At 61.2% G+C, this 17,191-nt stretch carries 13 protein-coding genes and 1 pseudogene; 3 read left to right on the top strand and 11 right to left on the bottom strand.

Features of this window, described 5'->3' with window-relative positions; genetic code table 11:
* Positions 1–8 precede the first annotated feature (8 nt).
* The 4 genes from ACQKP2_RS23510 to ACQKP2_RS23495 form a co-directional block, all read right to left on the bottom strand.
* A complete protein-coding gene (locus tag ACQKP2_RS23510; RefSeq protein ID WP_427579889.1) occupies positions 9–386 on the bottom strand; it encodes a hypothetical protein in 378 nt (125 codons plus the stop codon).
* 80 nt (positions 387–466) lie between these two features.
* Positions 467–1,276 (bottom strand): putative RNA methyltransferase, encoded by an 810-nt coding sequence (locus tag ACQKP2_RS23505; protein WP_427579887.1) that lies wholly within the window; start codon positions 1,274–1,276, stop codon positions 467–469.
* Complete coding sequence (dapE, locus tag ACQKP2_RS23500; protein ID WP_427579885.1) at positions 1,276–2,427, bottom strand: succinyl-diaminopimelate desuccinylase; 1,152 nt, start codon at positions 2,425–2,427, stop codon at positions 1,276–1,278. Before dapE ends, ACQKP2_RS23505 begins: the two co-directional genes overlap by 1 nt.
* Positions 2,428–2,626: 199 nt before the next feature.
* A complete protein-coding gene (locus ACQKP2_RS23495) occupies positions 2,627–5,218 on the bottom strand; it encodes a glycosyltransferase (protein WP_427579883.1) in 2,592 nt (863 codons plus the stop codon).
* 211 nt (positions 5,219–5,429) lie between these two features.
* On the opposite strand from ACQKP2_RS23495, the gene tcdA reads away from it, so the two are divergent.
* Complete coding sequence (gene tcdA, locus ACQKP2_RS23490; protein ID WP_427579881.1) at positions 5,430–6,245, top strand: tRNA cyclic N6-threonylcarbamoyladenosine(37) synthase TcdA; 816 nt, start codon at positions 5,430–5,432, stop codon at positions 6,243–6,245.
* A 228-nt stretch (positions 6,246–6,473) separates the two neighbouring features.
* On the opposite strand, the gene ACQKP2_RS23485 is transcribed toward tcdA, so the two are convergent.
* The 4 genes from ACQKP2_RS23485 to ACQKP2_RS23470 all read right to left on the bottom strand — a co-directional run bounded on the left by ACQKP2_RS23485 (position 6,474) and on the right by ACQKP2_RS23470 (position 9,675).
* Complete coding sequence (locus ACQKP2_RS23485) at positions 6,474–6,878, bottom strand: SufE family protein (RefSeq protein WP_427579879.1); 405 nt, start codon at positions 6,876–6,878, stop codon at positions 6,474–6,476.
* Positions 6,875–8,080, bottom strand: coding sequence for an aminotransferase class V-fold PLP-dependent enzyme (locus tag ACQKP2_RS23480; protein ID WP_427579877.1), 1,206 nt, complete (start codon positions 8,078–8,080; stop codon positions 6,875–6,877). The genes ACQKP2_RS23485 and ACQKP2_RS23480 overlap by 4 nt, the downstream gene beginning before the upstream one ends.
* A gap of 164 nt (positions 8,081–8,244) precedes the next feature.
* A complete protein-coding gene (dapD, locus tag ACQKP2_RS23475) occupies positions 8,245–9,279 on the bottom strand; it encodes a 2,3,4,5-tetrahydropyridine-2,6-dicarboxylate N-succinyltransferase (protein ID WP_427579875.1) in 1,035 nt (344 codons plus the stop codon).
* Between the two features lie 33 nt (positions 9,280–9,312).
* Positions 9,313–9,675 carry an ArsC family reductase gene (locus ACQKP2_RS23470; protein WP_046816507.1) on the bottom strand — a complete coding sequence of 121 codons (363 nt, stop codon included), beginning with the start codon at positions 9,673–9,675 and terminating at the stop codon, positions 9,313–9,315.
* 237 nt (positions 9,676–9,912) lie between these two features.
* Between ACQKP2_RS23470 and ACQKP2_RS23465 the strand changes: the two genes are divergently transcribed.
* Positions 9,913–11,544 carry a Na+/H+ antiporter gene (locus ACQKP2_RS23465; protein WP_427579873.1) on the top strand — a complete coding sequence of 544 codons (1,632 nt, stop codon included), beginning with the start codon at positions 9,913–9,915 and terminating at the stop codon, positions 11,542–11,544.
* A gap of 97 nt (positions 11,545–11,641) precedes the next feature.
* Here the strand turns inward: ACQKP2_RS23465 and dapC are convergent, their stop codons facing one another.
* From dapC to map, 3 genes are all read right to left on the bottom strand, one after another.
* Entirely contained in the window at positions 11,642–12,841 is a 1,200-nt protein-coding gene (gene dapC, locus ACQKP2_RS23460; protein WP_427579871.1) for a succinyldiaminopimelate transaminase, read from the bottom strand.
* A 158-nt stretch (positions 12,842–12,999) separates the two neighbouring features.
* Complete coding sequence (locus ACQKP2_RS23455) at positions 13,000–15,702, bottom strand: [protein-PII] uridylyltransferase (protein ID WP_427579869.1); 2,703 nt, start codon at positions 15,700–15,702, stop codon at positions 13,000–13,002.
* Positions 15,703–15,746: 44 nt separating this feature from the next.
* Positions 15,747–16,529, bottom strand: coding sequence for a type I methionyl aminopeptidase (gene map / locus ACQKP2_RS23450; RefSeq protein ID WP_427579867.1), 783 nt, complete (start codon positions 16,527–16,529; stop codon positions 15,747–15,749).
* 373 nt (positions 16,530–16,902) lie between these two features.
* Between map and rpsB the strand changes: the two are divergent.
* Positions 16,903–17,094, top strand: a pseudogene (gene rpsB, locus ACQKP2_RS23445) (30S ribosomal protein S2); the annotation flags it as partial.
* Between the last annotated feature and the right edge of the window lie 97 nt (positions 17,095–17,191).

Below are 17,191 nucleotides of genomic sequence, written 5' to 3'. Positions count from 1 at the left end.
GTGTCTGATTACGCGGTTCTCCAGGTGATTTCCTCTTCACCATCGGCGCTGATGCGGATCCAGCGATCGGCCGCCTCCTCATCTTCTTCCTCGACCCAGGTGCCCGGTGCGCAACGCACTTCCACGTTCAGCGCGGCAAACGCGGCGCGGGCGCAGGCGATGTCGTCGTCCCATGGCGTCTGGTCACTTTCCAGATACAGGCTGTTCCATTTGCCCACGGCCTTGGGCAGCCAGGTCACCGGCACATTGCCGGCCTTGCATTTGTAAGTCTGACCTTTCTGCACCCAGTCGCTGCATGGGCCCAACGCTGTGCCCAGCCAGGCGGCGATGGCCTTGTGGTCGACGTCGGCGTCTTTCAGGTAAATCTCGATATCCGGTTGGCGCATGGATGTCCTCGCTGTGTGTCTGAAAATCCATTCGCGGATTTTGCCGGCCCTGAACGGTTGTCCGGGGCCCGAAATTGAAGTTATTGAAGAACGAAATAATCGTAGCGCATCGAGACGCTGACCTCGAACGGTTCGGCTTGTTCGATCACCGCCGCGCGGCGCTCGGCACTGGCGCGCCAGCCGTGGGGCGTCATCGCCAGCAGGTTGGCGCGATCTTCAGGCTTGTCCAGTGTCAGCTTGAATTCCAGCGTTTCGCTGTGCGCCAGCACCATGCCTTGCGGCACCAGGGCCAGATGCTTGTCGTCGGTGTACTCGCGGACTTCGTCATACAACCGCTCACGCAGTTCCATCAGATGACCACTGGTAGGACCGACCTTCATCAGGCCGCCGCCGGGGCTGAGCAAGCGTTTGGCTTCCTGCCAGTCGAGCGGGCTGAAGACGCTGGCCAGGAACTGACAACTGCCCGACGCCAGCGGCACTCGGGCCATGCTGGCGATCAACCAGGTCAACTGCGGGTTGCGTTTGCAGGCGCGCTTGACCGCTTCGCGGGAAATATCCAGTGCATAGCCGTCGGCGTCCGGCAGGGCTTCGGCGATTTGCGCGGTGTAGTAACCCTCGCCACAGCCGATGTCGAGCCAGCGCTGCGGTGCATAACCGGCCGCCAGTTCCGCCAGGCGCCTGGCCACCGGCGCATAGTGCCCGGCATTGAGGAAGTCGCGACGGGCTTCGACCATCGCCTGGTTATCCCCAGGGTCACGGCTGTTTTTGTGCTGCACCGGCAGCAGGTTCAGGTAACCCTGGCGCGCGCGGTCGAAACGATGCCCGGCGGGGCAAACCACGCCGTTGTCCACCGCGTTGAGCGGTTCGCTGCAGATCGGGCAGGCCAGCATCAGGCGAGCAACCTGACCAGGGTCTGGTAGTAGATTTCGGTCAGCAGATCGAGATCGGACGCCAGTACGCGTTCGTTGACCTGGTGGATGGTCGCGTTGACCGGCCCCAGCTCGACCACTTGAGTGCCCATGGTCGCAATGAAGCGGCCGTCGGAGGTGCCACCGGTGGTGGAGGCTTTGGTTTGACGTCCGGTGATGTCCTTGATGCTCGACGAGACCGCATCGAGCAGTTCACCCGGCTCGGTGAGGAACGGCAAGCCCGACAGCGCCCAGTCGATGTGCCAGTCCAGATCATGCTTGTCGAGGATGTCGGCCACGCGCTTTTGCAGGCCTTCGACGGTGGATTCGGTGGAGAACCGGAAATTGAACACAGCCACCAGGTCACCCGGAATCACGTTGGTCGCGCCGGTGCCGGAATTGACGTTGGAGATCTGGAAACTGGTCGGCGGGAAGAAGTCGTTGCCGTGGTCCCAGTGCTCGGCGGCAAGTTCCGCCAGGGCCGGGGCCGCCAGGTGGATCGGGTTCTTCGCCAGGTGCGGGTACGCCACGTGACCCTGCAGGCCGCGTACGGTCAGCTTGGCACCGAGCGAACCACGACGACCGTTCTTGACCACGTCGCCCACCAGGCTGGTGCTCGACGGTTCGCCGACGATGCACCAGTCCAGACGCTCCTTGCGCGCCGCCAGACGCTCGACGACGGCTTTGGTGCCATGGTGCGCCGGGCCTTCTTCGTCGCTGGTGATCAGGAACGCGACCTTGCCTTTGTGATCCGGGTAGTCGGCGACGAAGCGCTCGGCTGCCACGGTCATGGATGCCAGGCTGCCTTTCATGTCAGCCGCGCCACGGCCGCAGAGCATGCCATGCTCATCGATCACCGCGTTGAACGGTTCGATCTGCCAGGCCGTCACCGGGCCGGTCGGCACCACGTCGGTATGACCGGCGAAGCACAGCACCGGGCCGTCGTGTTTGCCGTGGGTGGCCCAGAAGTTATCCACATCTTCGATGCGCATCGGCTCAAGCATGAAGCCGGCATCGCCCAGGCGTTGCATCATCTGCTTCTGGCAGTCGGCGTCGACCGGCGTGACGGACGGACGGCGGATCAGGTCGATGGCCAGTTGAAGGGTCGGCGAAAGGTCGGCTTGGGCCGTCATGAAAAAACTCCGGATGCATTACTGGTAGGAGCGAAGCTTGCTCGCGAAGAACGATGATGAGGTGTGTCTGTTACACCGATTCGCTCCATTCGCGGGCAAGCCTCGCTCCTACGGGGATGGGGTCTAAACCCCGAAAAATGGCGGTTATCTTAAAGCAAAACGGCGGCCATAGGCCGCCGTTTAGTGCATTGGCAAAGATTTAGACAGCAGGGGCCGTTTCAGTTTCGGCAACCGGCTTGGGCAGCGACGACAGGAACGCCATGATCAGCGCCGCCACATACGGCAGCGACTGCACCAGCAGCATGGTGACCCAGAAGCGCATGTCGTTGCTCGGCAGGCCCTGCACCAGGAAAATCCCCAGCGCCGCGCTCCACAGCAGCAGCATGATGAACAACTCTTCGCGAGCCTCCGAAATCGCCACCCAGAACCCGTGGCTATCGGCATTCTTCGGTGTACGGAAGAACGGAATGCTGCTGGTGAAGAAGCCGTACAGCACCGCTTTGGCGATGGTGTGCGACAACGCAAGCCCCGCCAGCGCCGCGCAGAACGCATCCTTGAGGTTCACACCCACCGCACGGCGGTAGAGGAAGATGATCTTGCCGACCTTGAACACGAACAGCGCCAGCGGCGGGATGGCGAAGATCAGCAGCGGCGGGTCGACCCGTTGCGGCACGATGATCATCGCCGCCGACCACAACAGCGCGCCGACGGTGAAGAAGATGTTCATGCCGTCGGCCACCCACGGCAACCAGCCTGCGAGGAAGTGATAGCGCTGGCCACGGGTCAGTTCGGTGTCCTTGCCGCGCAGCAGGCTGCGGGTGTGGCGCTTGATGATCTGGATCGCGCCATAGGCCCAGCGGAAACGCTGCTTCTTGAAGTCGATAAAGGTATCGGGCATCAGGCCTTTGCCGTAGCTGTCGTGGTAATACGCAGCCGACAGGCCTTTTTCGAATACCCGAAGACCCAGTTCGGCGTCTTCACAGATGCACCAGTCGGCCCAGCCCAGTTCTTCGAGCACCGAGCGACGGGTCATGGTCATGGTGCCGTGCTGGATGATCGCGTCACGGTCGTTGCGGGTGACCATGCCGATATGGAAGAAGCCCTTGTATTCGGCGTAGCAAAGCTTCTTGAAGGTGCTCTCGTTCTGGTCGCGGTAGTCTTGCGGCGACTGCACCACGGCGATTTTCGGGTCGGCGAAGTGCGGCACCATGTGCTTGAGCCAGTTGGGGTGCACGCAGTAATCGGAGTCGATCACTGCAATGACTTCGGCATCTTTGGCGGTGTGCGGAATCAGGTAGTTCAGTGCACCGCCCTTGAAGCCGGCCAACGGCGCGACGTGGAAGAAGCGGAAGCGCGGGCCGAGGGTTTCGCAGTAATCACGAACCGGTTCCCAGACCGCCGGGTCCTTGGTGTTGTTGTCGATGATCAGGACTTCGAAATCCGGATAATCGAGGTTGGCCAAGGCGTTGAGGGTCTGTTTGACCATCTCCGGCGGTTCGTTGTAGCACGGTACGTGGATCGACACCTTGGGTCGGTAGCTGGAGTCACCCACCACCGGCAGGAACTCACGACGGCGCTTGTGAATCCACACCGCTTCGGCCAGTTCGTGGGCCTCGGTCAGCAGCACGATGAACACCCCGAGCGCGCCGAGGGCGAGCAAAATGCCCACGGTCAGGCTGAACCAGGTGCTGTATTGCTGGCTGTAGTCATAACCGATCCAGACCAGGACCGAACCGCAGAGGAACGCGATAAAGGTCAGGAAGGTGCGGCCGCGCTGGCGCAGGGCCGAGCCGTCGATCATCAACAGGGTCAGCGACAGCAACGCCAGCACCACCGAGCCGATGGCCAGCACCCGCCACTGCGGAATCGCTACCACCGGGCCTTCGAAGTTGAATTTTTGCTGGCGCGCGGCGTTGAACACACCCCAGTAGGCGCCGACCGAGCCTTCATCACTGGCTTTCCATGGCTGGTCAAAGGCTTCGATCACGAAGTAGTTGAAGCCCTGACGGTTGAGCTTGTTGACCAGGGTACGCAGGTAGATCGCCTGGTCCGCCGGCGACGCGTCGGCGCCACCGCGCATGCGACCGTTGCTCGGCCAGCCGACCTCGGAGAGCAGCAGCGGTTTTTTCGGGAACATCTTTTTCAGGTCGCGGGCACGGTCCAGGACGAACTGACCGGCCTTGTCCATCGGAATGAATTCCCAGTACGGCAGGATGTGCGCGGCGATCAGGTCGACATGCTTGGCCAGCTCAGGGTGTTCTTCCCACACGTGCCATTGCTCGGAGGTGGTCACCGGCACTTTCACGGCGGCGCGGACGCGATCGAGCAATACGCTGAGTTCCTTGGCCGTGATTTCCTTGCGGAAGATCGCTTCGTTGCCGACCACCACGCGAACCACGCTGCGCGACGAGTTGGCCAGTTCGATGGCTCGGGTGATTTCCCGTTCGTTGCGCTCCTGGTCCGGGCTGATCCAGATGCCCAGGGTTACGCGCAGACCGAATTCCTCGGCCAGCTTGGGAATGTCCTGCAGCGAACCGTCGACCGAGTAAATACGGATGTTGTCCGTCAACTTGCTCATGATTTCCAGGTCGCGACGCATCTCATCGTCGGTCGGATACTGCTCTTTCTGCGGAAACTGTCCTTGCTGGAACGGCGAGTACGAGAAGCCGGAGATCTGTTCCGGCCAGTTGGGGGCGGTGACGGGGCGATTGATCAGCGCCCAGAAACCGGTAAACAAGGCAGCGATGGCGAGCACCACCACCAGATTGAGTCCAAATTTACGCGATGACATGGTTATTTCAGGTTCCAAAGGCTGTGGAACGAAGGAACGGCTGGCAGTCGCCAGGGGGGCGCATCCTACACCGGGCAATCCCCGACCGCACAGCGGACGGGGAAATACCGGACATTGGGCAATTTGCTTTCACATAAGTTCTTACACTTGTAGCTTGAAGCTTAAAACTTGTTCCTGCGTAGCCCTATAATGCGCGCCGGTTTTCAGGGTAATGGTCATGAGTACAGAAGATCCGCGGTTTGCCGGTATCGCCCGTTTGTATGGCATCGAAGGGCTCGAGCGCCTGCGCGCGGCCCATGTGGCGATTGTCGGCGTGGGTGGCGTCGGTTCCTGGGCGGCGGAAGCCGTGGCCCGTTGCGGCGTGGGCGAGATTTCGCTGTTCGACCTGGACGACGTCTGCGTCAGCAACGCCAACCGTCAATTGCACGCGCTGGACAGCACCGTCGGCAAACCCAAGGTCGAGGTGATGGCCGAGCGCCTGCGCGGTATCAACCCCGATTGCACGGTGCATGCGGTACCGGATTTCGTCACGCGCGAGACCATGGCCGAATACATCACGCCGAACATCGACTGCGTGATCGACTGCATCGACAGCGTCAACGCGAAGGCGGCGCTGATCGCCTGGTGCAAGCGCCGCAAGATCCAGATCATCACCACCGGCGGTGCAGGCGGGCAGATCGATCCGACGCTGATTCAGGTCGTCGACCTGAACCGCACCTTCAATGACCCGCTCGCTTCGAAAGTGCGCTCCGTTTTGCGCCGCGAGTACGGCTTCTCCCGCACCATGAATCGCCATTACAGCGTGCCGTGCGTGTTTTCCACCGAGCAACTGCGCTATCCCAAACCCGATGGCAGCATTTGCCTGCAGAAGAGTTTTGTCGGCGATGGCGTGAAGCTCGACTGTGCGGGGGGCTTTGGTGCGGTGATGATGGTGACGGCCACGTTTGGCATGGTCGCGGCGACCAAGGCCGTGGACAAGATCGTGGCGGGCGTTCGGCGCCCGGCAGATCGCATCAAGCCCGCCTGAATAGATCGTTCCCACGCTCTGCGTGGGAATGCAGCCCGGGACGCTCCGCGTCCCTTCAGGAGCCGAACGCGGAGCGTCCGAAGAGGCGTTCCCACGCAGAGCGTGGGAACGATCACCCCTGTAGGAGCGAGCACGCTCGCGATGGACTGGAGCGCACCGCGGGGTGTCAGGTTCCCAGTGTTATCGTTGACGTCCATCGCGAGCGTGCTCGCTCCTACAGGGGCAGGTTCAACCAGCCAATTCGTTCATTCGCTGGAGCACGGCATTCAGGCCATTGCTGCGTGAGGGCGATAGTTGGCGGCCAAGCCCGAGTTGCTCAAACCACCCCGGCAAATCCACCTGCCGCAACTCGGCCGCGGACAGGCCGTTGACCCGTGCCAGCAGCAACGCCACCAACCCGCGAATCAAACGGGCATCGCTGTGGGCCCGGAATTGCCAGTGGCCGTCCTGCAGCTCACCCACCAGCCACACCTGGCTTTCACAGCCATGCACGCGATTGGCTTCGACTTTATCCACATCACTCAACGCCGACAGACGCTCGCCCCACTGCATCAACAAGCGCGCCCGTTGTTCCCAACCTGGCAGGTTCTCGAAGGCGTGCAGCGCAACAACGGCTTCGGCGGGCAGGTTCATCGCAGCAACTCCAGCGCCTGATCCAGCGCGTTGAAGAAGCGTTCCAGGTCTTCGGAATCGTTGTACAGCGCCAACGACACCCGAATCGCTCCAGCCAGTTCGAAACGTTTGAGCAACGGCATGGCGCAATGGTGACCGGCGCGCACGGCGATGCCTTGTTCCGTCAGCAAATGCGCCAGATCCGAATTGTGCACGCCCTCGACGGTAAAGCTGGCCAGCGCCACCTGCGGTTTGCCCAGCAGGCGAATGCCGCTGCGGGCAGCAAGTCCTCGCAACAGACAGGCATGCAGCGCCGTTTCATGGGCCGACACGGCGTCCTGATCGAGTCCTGTGAGGTAATCCAGGGTCGCCCCCAAGGCGATCACGCTGGCGATCGGCGGCGTGCCTGCCTCGAAGCCCAACGGGGCCGGACGGAAGCGAGCGTCGTGGTAGTTGGCGTCCAACACCATCTCACCGCCGAACTGCCAGGGGCGCAGTTGTTGCAGCGCCTCGTTACGCCCGAACAGCACGCCCAGGCCATCGGGCCCGTAAAGCTTGTGACTGGAAAATACATAAAAGTCGCAGCCCAGCGCCTGCACGTCATGCCGGCCATGGACCACGCCCTGGGCACCGTCAATCACGGTCAAGGCGTTTTGTGCCTTTGCCATCGCCAGCAGCGCCGGCAGTGGCTGCCAGGCGCCGATCACGTTGGACAACTGGCTGACCGCCAGCAGGCGGGTACGCGGGCCGATCAACCGATTGGCGGCGTCGAGGTCAATGACGCCGTCGGCGTCCAGTGGCAGGATCACCAGTTTCAGCTCGCGGCGCAGTGCCAGTTGCTGCCACGGCAACAGGTTGGCGTGATGCTCCAGGGCGCTGATGACAATTTCGTCGCCCGGTTCAAATAGAGGCTCCAGCCCATAGGCCAGCAGGTTCAGCGCGGAAGTCGCGCCGTGGGTGAAAATGATCTGCCCGCTGTCACCGGCATTGAGCCATTGTGCAGCTTTGCGTCGACCCTCCTCGAAGGCCTGGGTGGCGTGGGCGCCAGGCAGGTGTTGCGCCCGATGCACGTTGGCCGCGCCATTGGCGTAGTAATGCGCCAGCGCGTCGAGCAAGGCCTGGGGTTTTTGCGTGGTGGCGGCGTTGTCCAGATAGGTCTGGCCCTGCCGTTGCAGAGCGGCGATGGCCGGAAAATCGGCGCGCCAGGGAGAAAGGATCATCATGTTGTACAGCCCTGCCGGGTGTGCGAATCACCTTGTACTGTGTAGGAGCGAGCATGCTCGCGATGGACTTGAGAACGCCGTGGGGTGTCAGGCTTCCCGCGTCATCGTTAACGTCCATCGCGAGCTTGCTCGCTCCTACAGATACAAAGGCAATCGCGTGACGCTTAGTTGTGAGCGTGCAGCGCTTCGTTCAGTTCGATGGCCGATTTGTGGGTTTTGCACTCCACGGCACCGGTTTCCGAATTGCGGCGGAACAGCAGGTCGGCCTGGCCGGCCAGTTCACGGGCTTTCACCACTTTGACCAGGTTGTTGTTCTCGTCCAGCAGGGCCACTTTGGTACCGGCGGTCACATACAGGCCCGATTCAACGGTGTTGCGATCGCCCAGCGGGATGCCGATACCGGCGTTCGCGCCGATCAGGCAGCCTTCGCCGACCTTGATCACGATGTTGCCGCCGCCCGACAGGGTGCCCATGGTCGAGCAGCCGCCGCCCAGGTCCGAACCCTTGCCGACGAATACGCCCGCCGATACGCGGCCTTCGATCATGCCCGGGCCTTCGGTGCCGGCGTTGAAGTTGATGAAGCCTTCGTGCATCACGGTGGTGCCTTCGCCCACGTAGGCGCCCAGGCGCAGGCGTGCAGCGTCAGCGATACGCACGCCGGCCGGCACCACGTAGTCGGTCATTTTCGGGAATTTGTCCACCGAGAACACTTCCAGCAGCTCGCCACGCAGGCGGGCTTCGAGTTGCAGCTCGGCCAGTTCGCTCAGATCGACCGCGCCCTGGCTGGTCCAGGCCACGTTAGGCAGCAGCGGGAAGATGCCGGCCAGGTTCAGGCCGTGTGGCTTGACCAGGCGATGGGACAGCAGGTGCAACTTGAGGTAAGCCTCGGGGGTGGACGATAGCTGTGCGTCTTCGGCCAGCAGGGTGGCGACCAGCGGCTTGTGGCTCTCGGCCAGGCGGGTCAGCAGGGCAGCCTGGGCAGCGTCGACACCTTTGACGGCTTCAGCCAGTTGCGAGGCCTGAGCGGTGGTGAAGGCGATGGCCTGGTTGCCTTCGCTGTAGCCCAGGATCGGGGCGATGGCGGCGACCAGTTCGGCCGATGGGTTGAGCAATGGCTGTGCGTAGAACACTTCCAGCCATGCGCCTTGACGGTTTTGAGTGCCGACGCCGAAGGCCAGGCTGAACAGGGATTTGGACATGTGAATTACCTCTGGCAAAAAGGAACGGGCTGCTTACTTGAGCGCGGCCGCGTAGATATCTGGCTTGAAGCCAATCAGGGTTCGGTCACCGAGATCGAGCACCGGGCGCTTGATCATCGACGGTTGTGCGAGCATCAGTTCGATGGCCTTCGGCTGGTCGAGATCGGCTTTGCGTTCGTCGTCGAGCTTGCGGAAGGTCGTGCCTGCGCGGTTCAGTACCACTTCCCAGCCGTGCTCGTTGCACCATTGGGTCAGGTGTTCGCGGTCGATTCCGACGGCTTTGTAATCATGGAAGTCATAGCTGACAGCGTGTTCATCGAGCCAGGTGCGCGCCTTTTTCATGGTGTCGCAGGCTTTGATGCCGAAAAGGTGCAACGTTTTGCTTGAAACGGTCAAGGAATCGCCCCCTTTACAGGTGCTGGAGAAAAAAGGTGTCGGATTATGCCATGACCGGACGGTTTCGCGGCGTCGCAGGTTCAATTGCCTTTTTTCATCTGTGAAATCCCTGTGGGAGCTGGCAAGCCAGCTCCCACAAAGAACATGGTGTTTGCGACATTGGTGTAAGGGTCGGGTATTGGTCCAAGCGTCTAAAATGGCACTTCCATGCTGTCGATTGTCCGGGAACCTCGCCTTATGCAAACCGCCTATACCGTCCTGATCATGCTGATGCTGGTTGGCGTTTCCCGTCTGATCGGCCGATTGATTCCGCTGCCGTTGCCCCTGGTGCAAATCGCTGCAGGTGCCTTGCTCGCCTGGCCGACGCTCGGTCTGCATGTGGCGCTGGATCCTGAACTGTTTTTGTTTCTGTTTTTACCGCCCCTGTTGTTTTCCGATGGGTGGCGTATGCCCAAGCGCGAGTTCTGGCACTTGCGCGGGCCGATCCTGACGCTGGCGGTGGGGCTGGTGCTGTTCACGGTGGTCGGTGCCGGTTATTTCATTCACTGGTTGCTGCCGGCTATTCCGCTGCCGGTGGCGTTTGCGTTGGCGGCAGTGTTATCGCCAACGGACGCCGTGGCGGTTTCGGCAATTTCCCAGAACCGCTTGCCGACGCCTCTGATGCATATGCTGCAGGGCGAGGCGTTGATGAACGATGCATCGGGCCTGGTGACGTTCAAATTTGCCCTGGCAGCGGCGGTGACGGGGGTGTTCTCGCTGGCCAACGCCAGCGTGACCTTTGTGTGGGTAGCCGTTGGCGGTCTGGCGGTCGGTGTGGCATTGAGCTGGCTGGTGGGGCGCCTGCGCTCCTGGATGATTGCCCGTGGCTGGGATGATCCGGCGACTCATGTCGTGTTCATGCTGTTGCTGCCGTTTGCCGCCTACGTGTTGGCCGAGCGCATGGAGGTGTCGGGGATTCTGTCGGCGGTGGCGGCGGGGATGATGCAGAGCTGGCTCGATCTGTTGCCGCGCCAGACCAACACGCGCCTGCTCAATCGCAGCGTCTGGACATTGCTGGAGTTTGCCTTCAATGGCTTGATTTTCCTGCTGCTGGGCCTGCAATTGCCGGACATCATCAAGGCTGTGGTCAGCCATGAAGACACGCTGTGGCCGACGCTTCTCAGTCGAAGTCTCGACGTGATCGCGATTTTTCTGGTGTTGCTGGTGTTGCGCTTCGTCTGGGTGCAAAGCACCTGGCGACTGTCCATCAAAGTGCGGCGTTGGAGTGGCAAGGAAGCGATCACCCACACGCCGAGTGCACGTTCCTGTTGGCTGTTGACCGTCGGCGGTGTGCGGGGAGCGGTCACCCTGGCCGGTGTCATGTCGGTGCCGATGCTCATGGGGGGCGATGCGTTTCCCGAACGCGATCTGCTGATATTCATCGCTGCCGGGGTGATTTTGCTGTCGTTGATTGCTGCGTGCATTGCCTTGCCGCTGCTGTTGCGCGGCATCCCGAAAAGCCCCGACGACAAACGCCGCCATGAGGTGCGCGAAGCCTGGCGCAAGACCGCCGAGGCGGCCATTCACGCGTTGGAAACCGAGGAGGTCAGCCCACAGGATGCCGAGCAGGCGGCGCTGGCGGTAGAGCTCAAGGCACGGATCATGTCCGAGTATCGGCATCAGTTGGAGGTGTTCAACGACTCGGCCGAAGCCCAGGCGCTGGCCTTTCAGATGGATTTGCTGGAACGAAGGCTACGATTGAAGGCGCTGCGGGCGCAGCGACTTGAGTTATACCGCCTCAGTCGTCATCACCAGGTCGGTGATGACGTGTTGCGTGAAGTGCTGGGGGAGCTGGACCTGAGCGAGGCCAATCTTGGCCAGGTGAAATAACTACACGCCCCCCGTAGGAGCGAGGCTTGCCCGCGAAGGCGTCGTCACTGGCGATAAAGGCTTCGCGGGCAAGCCTCGCTCCTACAAGGGCGTGTGGTTATTTGCGGCGTTGAACGAAGTCGCGGATTCGCTCGGCGGCTTCGACGCATTCGGCCAAGGGCGCAACCAGGGCCATGCGCACGCGTCCAGCGCCCGGATTGACGCCCTCCACATCCCGCGACAGATACGAACCCGGTACGACCGTCACATGCTCCTGCTCGAACAGGTCACGACAGAAGGCGGCATCGTCACCGGCCACGTTCGGCCACAGGTAGAAGCTGCCATCGGGGCGCTGGACGTCCATGACCGGGCTGAGGATTTCCAGCACGGCGTCGAATTTTTCGCGGTACATCGCACGGTTGGCGCGCACGTGCACTTCATCGTTCCAGGCCGCTACGCTGGCCAGTTGCGTTTGCACCGGCATCGCGCAGCCATGGTAGGTGCGATAGAGCAGGAAGCCCTTGAGGATATCCGCGTCGCCGGCGACAAAACCGGAGCGCAGGCCCGGCAGGTTGGAGCGCTTGGACAGGCTGTGGAACACCACGCAGCGTTTGAAATCCTTGCGACCCAGCTCTGCACAGGCACTGAGCAGGCCTGGTGGCGGGGTTTGTTCGTCAAAGTACAGTTCGCTGTAGCACTCGTCGGCGGCAATCACGAAATCGTGCTCGTCGGCCAATGCGATCAGCTTCTTCAGCGTATCGAGCGGAATCAGTGCGCCGGTCGGGTTGCCTGGCGAGCACAGGAACAGAATCTGGCAGCGTTTCCAGATGTCCGGGGAAACTGCATCGAAATCCGGGTTGAAGCCGTTTTCGTCAAGGCAAGGCAGGTAATGCGGCTTGGCGCCAGCCAGGAACGCTGCACCCTCGTAGATCTGGTAGAACGGGTTGGGGCTGACCACCAGGGCGTCGTCGCCACGGTTGACCACGGTCTGGGTGAAGGCAAACAGTGCCTCGCGGGTGCCGTTCACCGGCAGGACGTTGCGCGCCGGGTCGATCCAGCCGCCTGGCACATTGAAACGACGTTCGCACCATGCGGCAATGGCTTCACGCAGCGCCGGAATGCCGAGGGTGGTGGGGTAAACGGCCATCTGATCCAGATTGTTCGCCAGCGCTTCGGCAACGAAGCTCGGCGAACGGTGCTTGGGCTCGCCGATTGACAGCGCGATAGGGCGTTTGTCCGGATTCGGCGTGACGCTGCCCAGCAGGGCGCGGAGCTTTTCGAACGGGTAGGGCTGGAGCTGGGACAAAGCATTGTTCATCGATAAATCTCGTTCGGTGCGGGCGGTGCCGTCCCTGTAGGAGCGAGCAAGCTCGCGATGGTCGCTCAGACTGCACGGGCCAATCTGATGCCCCGCGTTATCGTTGACGACCTTCGCGAGCTTGCTCGCTCCTACAGGGCGGGCGCGTCGTTGTTAATTCAGATGCTGATGCGTGAAAGCTTGATATCGGGTTCCTGGTTAACGGTCAGCTGCTCGACGATCGCATCCTGCAAGCGGCTGCACAGCAGCGGATCGGACAGCGGCTGGTTGTTGGCGTCGGTGATGAAGAACACGTCTTCCACGCGCTCGCCCAGGGTGGCGATCTTGGCGTTTTGCAGCGACAGGTCGAACTCCAGGAAAATCGTGCCGACCCGCGCCAGCAGGCCGGGACGGTCAGGTGCGGTCAGCTCCAGGACGGTCACCGGGCGCTGTGCGTCGTTGTGGATCGTCACTTGCGGCGCGAAGGCGAAATGCTTGAGCTGACGCGGTACTCGACGCTGGATGATGGTCGGGTAGTCATCCGGATTGCGCAGGGCTTCGGTCAGGCCGTCGCGAATCTGCTGGACCCGTACCGGGTTGTCGCCGATCGAATCGCCATCGGTGTCGAGCACAATGTAGGTGTCGAGGGTGAACTGGCTGGTCGAGGTAATGACCCGGGCATCGTGGATATTCAGGTTCAACTGGTCCATCGCGGCCACGGTCACGGCGAAGAAGTCGTGCTGGTCCGGCGCATAGATGAAGATCTGCGTGCCGCCCTCGAATTCCCGTTGCGTGGTTTCCTTGATCAGTACCAGCGGCCCGCCATCGTCCGGTTGCTGGAGGATGGCGTCGGTGTGCCAGGCGACGTCGCCGGCGGTATGGCGCAGGAAATAGTCATCACCCAGTTGTGCCCACAACTGTTCGACATCGTCCGGATCGTTGCCGCCACGCACCAGAATGTCGAGCGCAGCACTTTGGGTCTGGCGGATTTGCTCTTCGCGATCCACCGGGTTTTCCAGGCCGCGGCGCAGCGCACGCTTGGTCTCGGTGTAGAGCTGGCGCAGCAGGCTGGCACGCCAGGAGTTCCACAGTGTCGGGTTGGTGGCGTTGATGTCGGCGACGGTCAGCACATACAGATAGTCCAGGTGGGTTTCGTCGCCAATGATCTGCGCGAAGTCGTGGATCACCTGCGGGTCGGACAAGTCCTTGCGCTGGGCGGTGGTCGACATCACCAGATGGTTCTGTACCAGCCAGACGATCAGGCGGCTGTCCCACACAGGGAGCTGGTGGCGTTGGCAGAATGCCTCGGCATCAACGGCGCCGATTTCCGAATGATCACCGTGTCGACCCTTGCCGATGTCATGGTACAGGCCGGCCAGGTAGATCAACTCGGGTTTGGGCAGCTTGCCCATGAGCTTGCTGGCCAATGGGAATTTTTCGGACACCTGGGTGTACTGCAACTTACGCAGGTGTTTGATCAGGTTCAGGGTGTGGGCATCGACCGTATAGATGTGAAACAGGTCATGCTGCATTTGCCCGACGATCAAGCCGAACTCCGGCAGGTAGCGCCCGAGTATTCCATAGCGGTTCATCCGCCGCAGATTGCGGTGAATGCCGATCTTGCACTTGAACAACTCGATAAACAGGCTGGTGTTGCGTATATCGTTGCGGAAATCGTCGTCGATCAGGTGGCGGTTTTCGCGCAGCAGGCGAATGGTGTCGGCGCGCACGCCCTTGATTTCCGGCTGCTGGGCCATCAACACGAAGATTTCCAGCATGGCGAACGGCGTGCGTCGGAACACATTGTCGTTGCGTGCTTCGATATAACCGTCGTGCAACTGGAATCGTGCATTGATCGGCTGCGGTGGCGCTTCGTCTTCCGGGGCGAGAATGACTTCTTCGAAGTGCTGAATGATCAGGTCGCTGAGCTGGGCAATGCTCATGACTACCCGGTAGTACTGCTGCATGAAGTTTTCGACGGCCTGTTTCGCGTCGTCGCCTTCGAACCCCAGCAGTTTGGCGATGGTGCGCTGGTGATCGAACAGCAGGCGGTCTTCGGCGCGCCCGGCGAGCATATGCAGGGCGTAACGCACTTTCCACAGGAACTCCTGGGAGGAGGCCAGCAGGGCGTTTTCGCTCTCCACCAGGAAGGCTTCGCCCGCCAGTGCCCGCAGATTCAGGGTGCCGTATTCGCGACGGGCCACCCACAGAATCGTCTGGATATCCCGCAGGCCGCCCGGCGAGCCTTTGACGTTGGGTTCCAGGTTGTATTCGGTGTCGTTGTACTTATGGTGACGCGCTTTCTGCTCGGCGCGTTTGGCCAGGAAGAAGTCCTTGCTCGGCCACATGTGCGCGGTGCTGGTGACATCCAGCATGCGCTGGCGCAGGTGTTCCGGGCCGGTGATGGTGCGGCTTTCCATCAGGTTGGTGACAACCGTCAGGTCGGCGCGGGCCTCCTGGGCGCATTCCTCGACCGAGCGAACGCTTTGGCCGACTTCAAGGCCGATGTCCCACAGCAGTGTCAGAAAGCGTTCGATGGAGTCGCGGAAAACTTCGTGGTCGGCGCTGTCCAGCAGGATTAGCAGGTCGATGTCCGAGTACGGGTGCAGTTCGCCACGACCGTAGCCGCCGACCGCGACCAGCGCGATATCGGCGTCTTCGCTCCAGTTGAAGCGGTCCCAGGCCTGTTGCAGGAGGTTATCGACGAACCAGGCGCGATCCTCGATCAGGCGGCGAATGTCCCGACCGTTGCGAAAACGCGTGTCGAGCACTTCGCGCGCCTGGCGGATCGCCTTCTTGAAGGCCGAGATGGGGCTTGCCTTCAGGGCCAGTTCAGCCTGGAACTGGCCGCGGTCGAAGAGTTCGGGATCCACCTGCGGCATCGATTGGCTTTCCTTTTATAAGGCTTGGGGCTGTACGTGTCCGATCAGGCCGAAACACGTGCGATGGTGTCATCGCTGCGCAAGGTGAAGATCTCGTAGCCGGTTTCGGTCACCAGCAGGGTGTGCTCCCACTGCGCCGACAACTTGCGATCCTTGGTGATCGCAGTCCAGCCATCGCCCAGCACCTTGGTGTCGGCTCGGCCCTGGTTGATCATCGGCTCGATGGTGAAGGTCATGCCCGCCTTCAGCTCCATGCCGGTGCCGGCACGGCCGTAATGCAGGATCTGCGGTTCTTCGTGGAACACCTTGCCAATGCCGTGGCCGCAGAACTCGCGAACCACCGAGAAACCATTCTTTTCGGCGTGCTTCTGGATCACTTCACCAATGTCGCCCAGCCGGCAGCCAGGCTTGACCAGCTCAATGGCCTTGTACATGCATTCCTGGGTCACTTGCGACAGGCGCTCGGCCCAGACCGGTACGGTGCCGACATGGAACATGCGGCTGGTATCGCCGTGGTAGCCGTCCTTGATGACAGTGACGTCGATGTTGAGGGTATCGCCATCCTTCAGCGGCTTCTCGTTCGGAATACCGTGGCAGACCACGTGGTTGATCGAGGTGCAGATGGATTTGGGAAAGCCCTTGTAGTTGAGCGGGGCAGGGATGGCCTTCTGTTCATTGACGATGTAGTCATGGCAGATACGGTCGAGTTGTTCGGTGGTGACACCCGGTTTGACATGTTCTGCAATCATTTCCAGCACATCGGCGGCCAGTTTGCCGGCGATGCGCATTTTTGCGATGTCCTCGGGGGTTTTGAGGGTGACGGTCATACAGGCTCTCTCTGCGCTCGGCGGCGCTTCACAAACGAAATGGGCGTTGCGCGATCGAACTTCGCAGCCCTGAAAAACGCGATTCTAACAGACGAACAGCGCAATTCCGCGCCTCTGTATATCGCTTCTCTCTATAGCATGGCGCATTCCGGACGGATTCCAAGGGATGGCGTGGCTTTGCCTTGCCGGGATTTCAGAATCCGGGTTCCGTTTTTTTCTGCCCTGTGATATAAAATGCGCCGCTTTCCGGGGATGTCCCGAAAAGCTTAAATCCACACACGTGTCGACACGATGACCTGGGTGCCTTCAGCTGAAGCTGCTGGTTGGTCATTGGGATACGTGGAGGCCAAACCCGACTTATCAAGGAACTATCATGTCCCAAGTCAACATGCGCGATATGCTGAAGGCCGGTGTGCACTTCGGTCACCAAACCCGTTACTGGAATCCGAAAATGGGTAAATACATTTTCGGCGCGCGTAACAAGATCCACATCATCAACCTTGAAAAAACCCTGCCAATGTTCAACGAAGCTCTGACCTTCGTAGAGCGCCTGGCCCAGGGCAAAATCACCTGCTTGTGAACACTGGTTCCGTCATGGAAAACACCCTGCTGCCAAATGGTTCGTGGGACGCTGGCGAATCCGCGGAGCGTCCGACACATCG

The sequence above is a fragment of the Pseudomonas sp. NPDC089569 genome, from assembly GCF_050280625.1.
Classification (GTDB): domain Bacteria; phylum Pseudomonadota; class Gammaproteobacteria; order Pseudomonadales; family Pseudomonadaceae; genus Aquipseudomonas.
Note: the sequence above shows the minus strand (reverse complement) of the source record. Positions and strands in the feature narration are given on the sequence as shown.